The organism is Streptomyces sp. NPDC015131, assembly GCF_043079975.1.
Taxonomy (GTDB): Bacteria; Actinomycetota; Actinomycetes; order Streptomycetales; family Streptomycetaceae; genus Streptomyces.
The window spans coordinates 24,011-37,093 of the sequence record NZ_JBIBVB010000009.1; the positions used below are offsets into that span (position 1 = coordinate 24,011).

Below are 13,083 nucleotides of genomic sequence, written 5' to 3' on the forward strand. Positions count from 1 at the left end.
CCGCGTACTAGTCGATCACCGGGGGCACAGCACCACGTCGCCTGCTCGCCCACGTCTCTTCGTCTTCGGTCAGGTAGTCAGGGCGCGTGCTGGTCTGCTCCGTCGTTTCGTTCCGGGGACGACTCTGCGGCGGACGGCCTCCTGCGGAAGCCGCTCCCGCGCTGCGGGGAGTTCCCACCACACCGTTGGTGCTCGGAGTGCCTCGTCCCGTGGGTCGGGAGGTATTGCCACCCTGGTTGGCTCTGATGACGCCGGCCTGACTCGGCCTCGCCGCCGGAGCGCGGCCCGTCGTCGCTCCCTCGGCACCGATGACCGTCGCCCTCGGGATGCGCGATCCGGTGGTGCCGTTGGTGGCGCGCTGTGGGGTGCCTCCCACGATCCCGTTCGAGTGACCCGCACGGGTGGTACTCGAAGGTGTCTGACGGCTGACCGGGGCGGTCTGCCCCGGCATGCCGGCACGGCCGGTGACCGGCCCGTTGCCACTCGCCGCACCTGCCCTGCCCGTGCCGGTCCCGCCGCCCATGATCCCGGGGCGCCCGGCAACGGGGCCGGAGCGTCCGGTCGCTGACGAGGGACTACCTGTGGACACCGGCCGACCGACCCCCGAGGCCTGGGCGGAACGCCCCGCCTGCGAAGGATGTGAAGTGCCGGTCCCACCGGAACGGCCGACTGCTGGCGAGGTGCCCGGGCCGCCACCGGCCCGGGCAACACCTTGAGTGCCTTGCGCACGCGTCGGAGGAGTCAGGCGGGTCGTGCCGAAGTTGGTCGGCACCGGAGGAACCTGACCCGTGACCGGGCCAGAAGTAGTGCTCTGCGGTGCGGGCGGCGTGGTGCCGGTCGCCTGAGAAGGCGCCGTCGGCGTCAGCACACTGTCGACCTGCACCGATGTGCTCGCGCCGATAGGCTCCACCGGCTTGTCAATGACCTGCGAGCGGGGTGAGCTGCCCTCGCCGCCCACCGCGCCGCGGCTCCCGCCCGATTCGGCAACCGCCGCTCCGGACAGGTTTTCGCCCGAGTCAGAGGGTGCCGAGGCAACGGGAGAACCCCCTCGCGCACCTGCGGGGGGCGGCACTGCCGCGTTCAGTGGCTTCGGGAGAGGCGGGGGCTCCTGGGACGCCAGGGTGCTTTCCGAGACCGAGTAGAAGGACGCCAGGCGGTTCATCTGGTTGATGGCCTCCTGGCGGTCCTTCTCCACCTGGACGGCCTGCTGGTACTCCTTGTTGTCCTGCGTTCTTTCCGGCAACTCGAACTCGTCCGGTGTCTTCTGGACGAGACGCCCGTCGCGCGGCGGCTTCGAGTTGCGTACCGAGGCAAGGCCCGTGCTGGCCACCTCCATCTGCGCACCGACTGCGTTGGCGAAGTTTCCCAGCTTGTAGGCGTAGCTGACGAGCTGAGCGCCATAGGAGCGGAAGGCCTCCGCTCCCTCACCCTTCCAGTCGGGTGCCGCGACGGCGTCCGCGAGGTCCTTCGCCGCGTCGTTGAGAGCCTTGGTGGCCCTCTTGAGGCTCGCCGACGCGTGCTCCAGGTCAGCGGGGTTGGCGCTGTCGAGGAGGTTGAGCATGTCGTTGAGCTTCTGGTCCTCGAAGTTCGTCTTTCCGAACAGGCTGTTGCCCGCCCGCCCGCCGTTGAAGAACCCGTCCAGGAGGTCGGTGACCCGCACCGCCATGTCGGTGGCGACGAACCGGCCGTGGATCTCCTGCTGGACGGTCCGCTGCTTCTCCTCGACCTGCTTCGCCTGCTGATCAGGCGTGGGTTCGTCGGGCTGCGTCGGCTGCTTGTCTTCACTCATCTCAGTGATCACCCCAAGCCCGTCGTGCCGCTAGCGGCGTCGTGGCGCTCCTGCTTGGCGCCCTTGTCTCCCGCTGACTTCTCCCGCGACCGTTCCGCCGCGTCGTGCTCCTTGTCCAGGCGAGTCCGCAGCTCGTAGAAGCGACGCCGGGCCTCTTCATCCACGTTGTCGTAACCGACGTCCGCCGCATGCACAGCGATGCGCAGCAGCTCGAGCTGCTCGCCCAGGGACTTGGAGAGCTGAACGAGAGCCGCATGGACGCGGCTGTATTGGGCAAAAAAGCCGTCTGCCTCGAGAAACTTGAGGCCCGTTCCAAGAGCATCGCGGGTCACCCGCTCCAGAGCGACTTGGGAGCTGCCGGCGGCGCCCCCTTCGAGTTCCTTCAGGAGAGTGTCGACACGGCTCTGAAACGTCGTGAGCGCCCCCACTCCGCGCTCGAGGTCACCCGCCATGCCCGCCCCCGTCAACCACTGTTCCGAGCACGATGCTCAGTCCTCCCCGTTTGCTTCAGCTGACACACAGTGTCGTGGTCACTCTAGTCACTGGCTCTGACAGTCCCAAGCGCCTTACGCGTCACGCGACTTCCCTTCCGTGCGGGTGCAACCGCGCAACGCGGCGGGCGCGGCGGCGGGAGTCGCGGAGGGCGACCGCCGCGCCGGTGAGGGCCGCGACCAGGACGCCGCCGCCGATGACGGCGTACGTCGCGAGGCGGGCGTTCCGCTGGTCGGGGGTCTCGCCGAGGTGCAGTTCGGCCGGGGTGGGGGCCTCCGCGCGCGTGACGCCCTCGTGGGCGACCGGGGCCTCGATGGGCTTGTCGTCCTCGGTGAGTGCGCGGACCGGGTCGACGACGCCCCAGCCGACCAGGCGGTCGTGGCCGGCGACGGACCGCTCGGCGGTCTGCTGGATCTGGGCGACGATCTGCCTGCCGGTCCAGTCGGGGTGCTTGCTCCTGACGAGCGCCGCGAGCCCGGCCACGTACGGGGCGGAGAAGCTGGTGCCGTTGTCGGCGCAGTGGCCGCCCCCGGGCACGGTGGAGACCATGTCGACGCCCGGGGCGGCGACGCCCACGAAGTCGCCCGACTGGGAGAAGGCGGCGCGCTCGTTGTTGCGGTCGGAGGAGGCCACGGCGAGGACGCCCTCGTACGAGGCGGGGTAGGTCTTCTTGACGTTGCCGCCCATGCCGTCGTTGCCCGCCGAGGCGACGACCACGATGTTCGCCTCCAGGGCGTCCTGGACCGCCTCCTCCAGGAGGGGCGTGGGTTTCACCGCCTTGGCCGTGTCCTGCGAGATGTTGATGACGTGGGCCTTCTCGTCGATGGCGTGCCGGATGGCGGCGGCCAGGGTCTCGGCGGTGCCGTGGCCCTCGGCGTCGTTCTGCTGGACGGGGATGATCGTGGCGTCGGGGGCGAGGCCGACGAAACCGGTGCCCTTGGCCGGGCGGGCGGCGATGATGCCGGCGACCTTGGTGCCGTGGCCGACGGTGTCGGTGGTGCCGTCCTCCTTGCCGCGCTCGATGGGGTCGCCGTTGTCGTCCTTGATGCCCCTGGGGATCAGGTTGATCCCGCTCTTGGTGTCGACGGCCTTGGTGAGCTGGGGGTTCTTGATGTCGACGCCGGTGTCGACGACGGCGACCCGTACCCCCTTTCCCGTGGACTGCTTCCACAGTTCGTCGAGCAGGACCCGCTGGAGGGACCAGGGGCGGCCCTCGTACGGCTTGCCGGGGAAGGTGCACTGCGTGTCGTCCGCGGCGGCGGGGCTCGCGGGCAGGGCGGCGAGGGCGACCGCGGTGGCGGCGGCGCCCGTCGCGAGGCGCCGGAGGGTGGAGGTCATCGGCGTACTCCCCCGGCCCTCAGGAGCCCTGCGGCTGGCGTGCCGCACCGGTGGACAGCCGGGGGCCGGTCGGCAGCAGCGTCGACCAGGCAGCGGGTACGGGCACGGGGTCGACGTCCTTGTAGCCGAGCCGGTTCTGGGCCTGCTGCGCCTCCTGCTGCCGGGCCTGCTTCTCCTCCTTGGAGCCGGACGACCCGATGCCGGCGTCGTCGGTGGCGCTGTCGCCGTTGGACTGCATGGCGTAGCGCAGTCCGGTGTCGGTGACGAGGAAGAGGAAGCCCGATCCGGTGGTGGAGCCCTTGAACTGACGGAACAGCTGGCCGGATCCGGGGGTGACGTAGGCGCTGCTGGAGCCGGTGGCGAGGGTCGCCGGGAAGTCGCTGCCCGCCCAGGTGCTGAGCGTGGTGGCCCCGGTGTCGCCGTCCACCTTCCGCAGGACGTTGCAGACGGTGTTGCGGCTGCCGTCGGCGACGCCGGCCTCGTTGACGGGCTTGGGCGCGTACCGCGGCCACTTCTTGTCCTTGCCGAACGCCTCGCCCGGTTCGAAGGTCCCGGCGCTGACGGACGTGGCCCGGCCGGCCTGGCCGAGTTCGATCAGCTCGCGGCTGTTGAGCAGGAGTTTGGCCGTGAAGTCGGAGACGGGCGCCACGCGTCCCTTCAGGACGACGTACTGCTGCTGCTTCGTCCCGTCGGTGGCGGTGAGGATCATGCCCACCTTGTTGTGCTCGGGGTCGAGCATGCCGGGTACGCCGGCGGGTTCGCCCGCGGTGTCGGGGAGGGCGGGGAAGGCGATGGTGTCGCCTCGGTGGAGGGTGGCCAGCCAGGGCTCGGACACCCGCTGGGGGGCGCGGCCCTGTCCGACGAGCTGGCGCAGCAGCAGTTCGTCCTTGTCCACCGGGTACGCCGTGCCGCCGGCGTCCACGATGTAGCGGGTGCTGTCGGGGCCCTCCACGTAGAGGAGTTCGCCGCCGCGCAGGCGGTTGTCGCCCTCGGTGCGGTCCTTCTCGCGGTCGGCGAAGACGAACGCGGCCTTCTGGATGGCCCGGCCGCCCTCTCCGGGCCGCTCGCACACCGCCCAGCGCTTGGCCGCGCCGGCCTCCTTGCCGTCGGGCAGCCGGTCGGGGGCGTAGGGGATGCCGAGGGTGGCGCCGTGCGGGATCTTCCCGCTGTCGAGCACCGACTCGTCGACGTTGATGACCTTGCCCTTGTCGGGGTTCAGGAGGAGTTTCGCGGAGGACATGTTGAGGACCGGGTGCAGCTGGACCTTGTCACCGGTCTTCAGCACGACATAACGGGTGGTGGACTTGCTGGCGATGATGACGTTCTCGCCCGGGGTGTCCCACTTCTTGGGCGCCACCGGCTTGAACATGCCCCAGGCCGCGAACACCGCGAGGACCACCGCGCCCACGATGGCTCCCGGCACCACCGCGCGCAGGGGGCGGGGGGCGCCCTCCTCGGAGCCCGTGGTGTTCGGCTGCACGAACTGCGCAACAAGCCTCCGCTTTGCGAAGGTATAGGCGTTGAGTTCGTCCCGTCGTGATGCCATTTGTCCGCTGCCCCTATTCCCCTCTGGGCGACCAGGTTCCCACACGCACAGAGCGCCTCTGCTGTCGCGCCGGGCACTACTATGCCTGCCGACTCCGGTGTCTCCCCGCTCAGGTAGGGTGATCGCCCGGTCAACGCCCATGCGGATGCGGCGAATCAGGACACGAGGGGGCAACGCGGCGATGGGTACGGCGACGCGCGCGCGGAGTGGGCGGACATCCGAACGAGCCCCCGACAGTTCCCGACGGCAACGGAGTAACGCCCGCCGCCGGAACAGCGGTGACGGCGGGCGCGACACCCGGCCGGCCACCGCCGCCCCGGGGGTCCCCGCGACGACCACCCTCCGGCCCCTGGGCCGCGCCGGGCGCGTCGGCCCGTTCCAGCTGCGGCAGTTGGTGCTGGTGGAGGCCGCGCTCGCGCTGGCCGCGACCGGTGTCGCCCTCGGCGGCCTCTGGCTCGTCCCGACCTGCGCCGTCGCCTGCCTCCTGGTGCTGCTCGCCGTGATCCGCCGCCGGGGCCAGGCCCTTCAGGACTGGCTCGCCACCGCCCGCGCTCTGCGCGCCCGCAAGCGCCACGCCGTCGCGCCCTCCGCCGACGCCGACCCCTCGCTGGCCGGCGTGACGGAGAGCGTGCCGGGCTTCCGCCCGTACCCGTACGTCGACCGGAACCGCCGTACCGTCGGCATGGTCGGCGACGGCACCTTCCTCACCGCCGTCGTACGCATCGAGACCCAGGGCACCGGCCTGCGCCCCGCCTCCGGCGCCCGCGCGCTGCCCCTGTCCCTGGTGGGCGACGCCCTCCGGGTCGACGACATCGTCCTGGAGTCGGCGCAGCTGGTGCAGCAGGTACGCCCCGCGCCGGCGCCCCACCTGCCCCAGCAGGCCGTGGCGCGGCTGTCCTACGCACCGCTGCACGAGCGGACCGGGGCGCCCGCGCTGCGCATGACCTGGGTGGCCCTGAAGCTGGACCCGGAGCTGTGCCCGGAGGCCGTCGAGGCGCGCGGCGGCGGCGTGGAGGGCGCGCAGCGCTGCCTGGTGCGGATCGCCGACCATGTCGCCAGCCGGATGACCGGCGCCGGCTTCCAGGCCGTGGTGCTGGACCAGGAGGAGCTCAACTCCACCGTGGCGACCGCCGCGTGCGCCAACCCCCGGCTCGCGGCCAGGGCGACGCAGCCCGGCGCGGCGCAGCAGCGCCGTACCGCCGAGACGTCCCGGGTCTGGCGGTGCGACGACCGCTGGCACACCACGTACGCCGTCGGCCGCTGGCCCGAGCTGGGGCGGGGCGCCACACCGCTGCCGCAGCTGGTCTCGCTGCTCACCTCGGTCCCCGCGTACGCGACCACCGTCAGCCTGACGCTCCGGCGGGGGGCGCGGCAGGGAGCGACGAACATCCTCGGCCACGTCCGCATCACCGGCGGCTCGGACACCGAACTCGTCGGCGTACGGCGGGCGTTGGAGCAGGCCGCCCGCTCGGCGAAGGTCGGCCTCCAGCGCCTCGACCGCGAACAGCTGCCCGGCGTGCTGGCGACGCTGCCGCTCGGAGGTGCCCGCTGATGGCCCGTACCCCTTCCGCACACCGCCCGCGCGGCCTGCGCGGCCTCTTCGGCCCCGGCCACACGGGGCACAGCGCGCTCACCGACCACCTGGGTGCCCTCTCCCTGCCCGTCGGGGACGACGGCGTGGTCATCGGCGACGACGCCGAGGGCCGCCCCCAACTGGTGGGCTTCCACCGCTCGACGCCGTACGACGTCCTCCTCATCGGCGGCCTGTGGACGGCACAGGTGCTGGCCCTGCGCGCCGCCGGCACCGGGGCCCGGGTGGCGGTGGAGACCGGCCGCCCGCAGGAGTGGACCACCCTGTCCCAGTCGGCGGGCGCCGGGCTCGCCTGCGTCACCCTCCACGACGTGGGCCGCGTCCCGCCCCTGGGCGCGACGGTGGGCAGTCCGGTCGTGGTGGTACGGGACTGCGGCATGCGCCCGCCGCGCGGACGCGTGGTGTCGTCGCCGTGGCAGTCCGTCCTCACCCTGCTCCCCTACCTGAGCCCGGTGGCACCCCGGCTGATGCGGATGGCGACCCTGGTGGGCGTCCAGCGCGTCTCGCCGCAGGAGGCCCAGCAGATCGGCCGCATACTCGGCCTCCACCCGACCGAGACGGACGCGCTGCCGACCCTGGCGGACGGCGTGACACTGTGGTGCGCGGGGCGGGAGCGGCACTGGGTGATGACCAGCGCCACCGACGCCGAGTCCGGCCTGCTGGGGATGCCCCGCCGGATGGACTGAGCGCCGGCGCGCCGCCCCTCGCTCCCCCGGGTGATGCCCGGCCGGGCCCGCGCCCGGGGGCCGCACCGATTCACGGAAGCGCTCCCTCCCCCTGCCCTGAGCTGGCCTAGGATGCCTACGGTGACGCTGGGGCCTTGGGCAACTACGCGCCGCCACAGGGCGTTTGTCCACGCCCGTCCGTCCAGCCGGCCGTGAGCGAAGGGAACCGTGATGGGGAGCGCAGAGGAGAAGGACGCGCTGTACGCACTCGACATCTCCGGCGTCGAATGGCAGGGCGCCCCGGGTACGAGCCCGGACGAGGAGCGCGTCGAGATCGCCCACCTGCCGGGCGGCGCCGTCGCCATGCGGTCGTCGCTGGACCGCGAGACCGTCCTGCGCTACACGGAGGCCGAGTGGCGCGCCTTCGTGCTGGGCGCACGTGACGGGGAGTTCGATCTGCGCTGACGCCCGGCCGGACGGGGCCGAGACCCGATCGTTGGCAAGCCCCTCCGGACGGCCCCGGCGCCCGGATCCCCCGTCCTTGCGGTGATTTGCCACGCCTTCGCTCCTCACGCTCCGCCGCGCCCGGGTCACCTCGGGGCACCACCGGCGGGCCGGGAGCGGGGCGACCGCGGGCGGGCCTGCCGGGCGGGTGGTGTTGGCGATTAGGGTGGGTGAGGGCGCGGCACGGGATGGCGGTGATGCCGTTACGTCCCCGGGGGAGAGCCGGGCCGATCGGAACAACGGTGGCCCCCACCCACGACGGCACAAGGGTGCTCGACCACACCAGGAGGCAAAGTGAACGGCGATCGGGACGACATCCACGGGAGCTGGAACATTCCCGTCGAGGAGTCCGACGCGGATCCCGCCGAGATGACGGGTGAGTTCACCATCGACTACACCCCGCCGGCCTGGTACACGCAGAACGCGGGCGACAGCTCGGGTGGCGGTACGCCGGCGGCGCCTCCCGCCCCCGCCGCGCCCGCGCCCACGCTTCCCCCGCCGCCGAGCGGGGCGGCGCCGGTGGCCGTGCCCGGCCCGCCCGCGCCGCGAAACGGTGAGCCCGAGCCGGACTGGACCCCGGCCGCTCCGGGTACGCCGGGTGGCCCCGGTACGCCGGGGGTGCCTGGTGCGCCGGATGCCTCTGGTACGCCGGGTGCTGCTGGGGCGCCTGGTACGCCGGATGCCTCTGGTGCGCCGGATGCCTCTGGTGCGCCGGGGGCACCTGGTGCGCCGGGGGTGCCGCCCGTGCCTGTCGCGCCGGCCCCGGGGGCGGCGGAGGGTCCCGCGCCCGAGCCCGCCGCCGTGGCGCCGGAGCCGCCGGCCCCCGCGCCGGCGGCCGAGCCCGAGCCGGCGGCTCCCGTGGCCGCCGCCGAGCACCCCGGGCCCGCCGCACCCGAGTCCGCCGCGTCCGCTCCGGAGGACGAGGCTCCGCGGGCGTTCGGGGGCGGCGACGTGGAGAGCGGCGCCACCATGCGGTTCTCCCCCGCCGCGCTGAAGCGCGAGATGGCCGAGATCGCGGAGCGCGAGGCGGCCTCGGCCGGGGCGGAAGCCCCCCAGGAGCAGGCCGCCGGGACCGGGCCCGAGACCGGCACCGCGACCGGTGCGGCCGAGCCCGGGCCCGAGGCGCCCGAGGCCGGCACCCCCGACGCGGTGGCCGCGCCCGCCCCGCAGGGCGCCGTACCGCAGGACGCTCCGCAGGACGCCGCCCCGCCCGCGCAGCCGCAGACGCCCGCGCAGCCGAACGCCCCCGCGCAGCCGCCCGCTCAGCCGTGGGCACCCGCCCAGCCGCCCGTGCCGGGGCAGCAGGGCGGGGCCGGACTGCCGCCGCTGCCGCCCGCGTTCCAGCCGGCCGCGCCCGCCGGTGCGCCCCAGTGGCCCGCACAGCAGGCCCCGCAGGCCCCGCAGCCCCCGCACGCCCAGCAGCCGGCCCCGCAGCCCGAGCAGCCGGCCGCCCCGCAGCCCCCGTACGCCCCGCAGGCCGGGCAGCCGGTCCCGCACGCCGCCCAGGCGCCGCTGCCGCCGCAGGCTCCCGCGCAGCCGCAGGGCGGGTACGGCTTCCCGCAGCAGCCCCCGGCCCAGCCCCAGGGCGGCTACGGGTTCCCCCACCCCGGGCAGCCGGCGCCCGGTGCGGCGCTGCCGCCGCAGGAGCCGCAGGGCGGGTACGGCTTCCCGGGGCCCGCCGCGCCGCAGCAGCCGCCCGTCGACCCCCGTACCGGGGCCGCCTGGCCGACCTCCGTCCAGCACGACCAGCGCGAGCGCTCGGTGCCCGGCGCGCCGCTCGGTTACACGGCGGCCGTCGAGCTGTCCTCCGACCGCCTGCTGCGCAACAACAAGCAGAAGGCCAAGTCCAGCCGGAATCCGTCCGCCGCCGCCCGCTTCAAGCTCGGCGGCAAGAAGGAGGAGGCCGAGCGGCAGCGGAAGCTGGAGCTGATCCGTACGCCGGTGCTGTCGTGCTACCGGATCGCGGTCATCTCCCTCAAGGGCGGTGTCGGCAAGACCACGACGACCACCGCCCTGGGCGCGACCCTGGCGACCGAGCGCCAGGACAAGATCCTCGCGATCGACGCCAACCCGGACGCCGGCACCCTCGGCCGCCGGGTGCGCCGCGAGACCGGCGCCACCATCCGCGACCTCGTCCAGGCGATCCCGTACCTCAACTCATACATGGACATCCGCCGCTTCACCTCGCAGGCGCCCTCCGGTCTGGAGATCATCGCCAACGACGTGGACCCGGCGGTCTCGACGACCTTCAACGACGAGGACTACCGGCGCGCGATCGACGTGCTGGGCAAGCAGTACCCGGTCATCCTGACCGACTCCGGCACCGGTCTGCTCTACAGCGCGATGCGCGGGGTGCTGGACCTCGCCGACCAGCTCATCATCATCTCGACCCCGTCCGTGGACGGCGCGAGCAGCGCCAGTACGACGCTGGACTGGCTGTCCGCGCACGGGTACGCCGACCTGGTGCAGCGCTCGATCACGGTGATCTCCGGGGTCCGCGAGACCGGGAAGATGATCAAGGTCGACGACATCGTGCAGCACTTCGAGACGCGCTGCCGCGGGGTGGTCGTGGTGCCGTTCGACGAGCACCTGGCCGCGGGCGCCGAGGTGGACCTGGACATGATGCGGCCGAAGACGAGGGAGGCGTACTTCAACCTTTCCGCGATGGTGGCCGAGGACTTCGCGCGGGCGCAGCAGGCGCAGGGGCTGTGGACCGGGGACGGCCACGGCTCGATGCCGCCGCAGATGGCGCCGCCGGTGCCCGGCCAGCAGGTGCCCGGCCAGCACGTTCCGGGGCAGCCGGTGCCCGGCCAGCCGTATCCGGGCCAGCCGTACGGCGGTCAGCAGCCCGCGCCCGGCGGGCCGTACCCGCCGCAGCAGCCGGCACCGGGGCAGCCGTACCCCCAGCAGGGCTGGCCGCAGCAGCCGTACGCCCAGCCCGGGGAACACCAGCCGCCCCAGCAGGACGCCCAGCCCCACCACCCGCAGGCACCCCACCAGCCCCACCAGCCCCAGGCTCACCAGCAGCCCCACCAGCCCCAGCCGCACCCTCACGCTCAGCCGGATCAGCAGCTTCCCCAGCCTCCGCAGCAGTACCCCGGCTGGCCGCAGCAGCAGCCCCAGCAGCAACCTCCGCAGGCACCGCCGGCCCCTCAGCAGTAGGGCGACAGAGGACTGGACCAATGAGGGCCCGCACCGTCACCACGGTGCGGGCCCTCCGCCGTATTCCCGCAGTACAGAAGAGGGTTGACGCATCGTTGACGGGGCTTCACCACCGCTGATAGACCTTCGCTTCACCAGCCGGCGCCCTAGATCGACGCGAGGTCACCTCATGGTCATCACGGCTCCACACCGCACCCTCCGCGCGCTTCTCGCCTCAGCCGTCGCCCTCACCCCACTCGCCCTCGGAGCCCCGGCCCGCGCCGCGGCGGAGGAGGCGGACGACCGGGGCGACAGGACCGTCCTCACCGTCGCCGTGGCGCAGAGCGTGGACTCCCTGAGCCCGTTCCTCGCCCAGCGGCTGGTCTCCACCAGCATCCACCGGCTCACCTACGAGTATCTGACCAACTACGACGCCAAGGACGCCCGCACCATCCCCGGCCTCGCCACCGCCTGGAAGCCGTCCGCCGACAAGCTCACGTGGACGTACACGATCCGCGACGACTCCACCTGGTCCGACGGGAAGAAGGCCACCGCCGAGGACGCCGCGTGGACGTTCAACACGATGATGACCGACGAGAAGGCGGCCACCGCCAACGGCAGCTTCACCGCCAACTTCGCCAAGGTCACCGCCCCCGACCCGCGGACGCTCGTCATCAGGCTGAAGAAGCCCCAGGCGACGATGACCGCCCTCGACGTGCCGATCGTGCCCAAGCACATATGGGAGAAGGTCGGGGACTTCTCGGCCTTCAACAACGACAAGCAGTTCCCGATCGTCGGCAACGGCCCCTTCATCATCACCGACTACAAGGTCGACCAGTACGTCAGGCTCAAGCCCAACAAGGACTTCTGGCGCGGCGCGCCCAAGTTCGACGAGCTGGTGCTGCGCTACTACAAGGACGGTGACGCGGCGGTCGCCGCCCTCCGCAAGGGCGAGGTCTCCTTCGTGTCGAACCTGACCCCGGCCCAGGCCGCGTCCCTGAAGTCCGCCGAGGACATCAAGGTGAACGACGCCCCCGGCCGCCGTTTCTTCGCCCTCGCCACCAACCCCGGGGCCCGCTCCAAGGACGGGCGGACGTTCGGCAGCGGCCACCCGGCGCTGCTCGACCCCGCCGTCCGCAAGGCCCTGTTCCACGCGGTCGACCGGAAGACGATCGTCGAGAAGGTGTTCCAGGGCCATGCCGTGGAGGGCGAGGGCTACATCCCGCCCCGCTTCGACCGGTACTTCTGGAAGCCGGCGGCCGGCCAGCGGATCGACCACGATCCCGCCAGGGCCGCGCGGCTCCTCGACAGCGCCGGCTACCGCGAGAACAGCGCCGGCAAACGGGTCGGCAAGGACGGCAGGCCGCTGGACTTCCGCATCCTGTGCCACGCCACCGACCCGCACGACAAGGCGGTCGGCAAGTACCTCCAGGAATGGTGGGGCGACCTGGGCATCGGGCTGAAGGTCGACTGCCTCGACAACGTCTCCGACCCCTGGCTCAAGGGCGACTACGATCTCGCCTTCGACGGCTGGTCGGTCAACCCCGACCCCGACTTCGTCCTCTCCATCCACACCTGCGGCGCGCTGCCCGCCACCCCCAAGGACACCGGGGCGACCGACAACTTCATCTGCGACAAGCGGTACGACGAGCTGTACGCCCGGCAGGCCGTCGAGTACGACCCGGCCGAACGCGCCGATTTGGTACGGCAGTTGCAGTCGCGGCTGTACGACACCGGGTACATGAACGTCATGGCGTACCCCAACGCCGTGGAGGCGTACCGCACCGACCACATCGCGTCCATCACCACCATGCCCGCGGACGGCGGCAACATCTACGGACAGGACGGCTACTGGAGCTGGTGGTCCGCCGAGCCGGCCACCCGCGGCGCGGGCGACGACTCCGGCGCACCCACCGGCATGTGGATCGGGATCGGCGCCGCCGCGGTCGTCCTCGTCGCCGTGGGCGCCCTCACCGCCGTACGCCGCCGCTCCACCGCCGACGACCGCGAGTAGGCC

9 protein-coding genes are annotated in these 13,083 nt (G+C 72.9%); 5 read left to right on the forward strand and 4 right to left on the reverse strand.

Going from position 1 to position 13,083, the window contains the following annotated elements; translation table 11 throughout:
- Window positions 1–7 precede the first annotated feature (7 nt).
- The 4 genes from ACF08D_RS29945 to eccB form a co-directional block, all read right to left on the reverse strand.
- The gene (locus ACF08D_RS29945) at window positions 8–1,789 is read right to left on the reverse strand and encodes a hypothetical protein (RefSeq protein WP_392227149.1); all 1,782 of its coding nucleotides are present in this window, start codon (window positions 1,787–1,789) and stop codon (window positions 8–10) included.
- A gap of 8 nt (window positions 1,790–1,797) precedes the next feature.
- Window positions 1,798–2,241, reverse strand: a complete 444-nt coding sequence (locus ACF08D_RS29950; protein ID WP_392227151.1) for a hypothetical protein — start codon at window positions 2,239–2,241, stop codon at window positions 1,798–1,800.
- A 121-nt stretch (window positions 2,242–2,362) separates the two neighbouring features.
- Entirely contained in the window at window positions 2,363–3,619 is a 1,257-nt protein-coding gene (gene mycP, locus ACF08D_RS29955; protein WP_392227153.1) for a type VII secretion-associated serine protease mycosin, read from the reverse strand.
- Between the two features lie 19 nt (window positions 3,620–3,638).
- A complete protein-coding gene (gene eccB / locus ACF08D_RS29960; RefSeq protein ID WP_392227155.1) occupies window positions 3,639–5,165 on the reverse strand; it encodes a type VII secretion protein EccB in 1,527 nt (508 codons plus the stop codon).
- A gap of 181 nt (window positions 5,166–5,346) precedes the next feature.
- Here eccB and eccE point away from each other — a divergent pair, with 181 nt between their 5' ends.
- The 5 genes from eccE (at window position 5,347) to ACF08D_RS29985 (ending at window position 13,080) form a co-directional block, all read left to right on the forward strand.
- Window positions 5,347–6,717: a type VII secretion protein EccE gene (gene eccE, locus ACF08D_RS29965; protein ID WP_392227157.1), complete on the forward strand. Its 1,371-nt coding sequence runs from the start codon at window positions 5,347–5,349 to the stop codon at window positions 6,715–6,717.
- Window positions 6,717–7,442 carry a hypothetical protein gene (locus ACF08D_RS29970; RefSeq protein WP_392227159.1) on the forward strand — a complete coding sequence of 242 codons (726 nt, stop codon included), beginning with the start codon at window positions 6,717–6,719 and terminating at the stop codon, window positions 7,440–7,442. The genes eccE and ACF08D_RS29970 overlap by 1 nt, the downstream gene beginning before the upstream one ends.
- 210 nt (window positions 7,443–7,652) lie before the next feature.
- Entirely contained in the window at window positions 7,653–7,886 is a 234-nt protein-coding gene (locus tag ACF08D_RS29975) for a DUF397 domain-containing protein (RefSeq protein ID WP_392227160.1), read from the forward strand.
- 333 nt (window positions 7,887–8,219) lie between these two features.
- On the forward strand, window positions 8,220–11,087 hold the full coding sequence (locus ACF08D_RS29980; RefSeq protein ID WP_392227162.1) for an SCO5717 family growth-regulating ATPase: 2,868 nt from the start codon (window positions 8,220–8,222) through the stop codon (window positions 11,085–11,087).
- 169 nt (window positions 11,088–11,256) lie between these two features.
- Complete coding sequence (locus ACF08D_RS29985) at window positions 11,257–13,080, forward strand: ABC transporter substrate-binding protein (protein WP_392227164.1); 1,824 nt, start codon at window positions 11,257–11,259, stop codon at window positions 13,078–13,080.
- Window positions 13,081–13,083: the final 3 nt, after the last annotated feature.

Coding starts and splice junctions, on each gene's coding strand:
- eccB (WP_392227155.1), bottom strand. CDS start 5,165: ATGGCATCACGACGGGACGAACTCAACGCCTATACCTTCGCAAAGCGG.
- ACF08D_RS29985 (WP_392227164.1), top strand. CDS start 11,257: ATGGTCATCACGGCTCCACACCGCACCCTCCGCGCGCTTCTCGCCTCA.
- ACF08D_RS29970 (WP_392227159.1), top strand. CDS start 6,717: ATGGCCCGTACCCCTTCCGCACACCGCCCGCGCGGCCTGCGCGGCCTC.
- eccE (WP_392227157.1), top strand. CDS start 5,347: ATGGGTACGGCGACGCGCGCGCGGAGTGGGCGGACATCCGAACGAGCC.
- ACF08D_RS29975 (WP_392227160.1), top strand. CDS start 7,653: ATGGGGAGCGCAGAGGAGAAGGACGCGCTGTACGCACTCGACATCTCC.
- mycP (WP_392227153.1), bottom strand. CDS start 3,619: ATGACCTCCACCCTCCGGCGCCTCGCGACGGGCGCCGCCGCCACCGCG.
- ACF08D_RS29945 (WP_392227149.1), bottom strand. CDS start 1,789: ATGAGTGAAGACAAGCAGCCGACGCAGCCCGACGAACCCACGCCTGAT.
- ACF08D_RS29950 (WP_392227151.1), bottom strand. CDS start 2,241: ATGGCGGGTGACCTCGAGCGCGGAGTGGGGGCGCTCACGACGTTTCAG.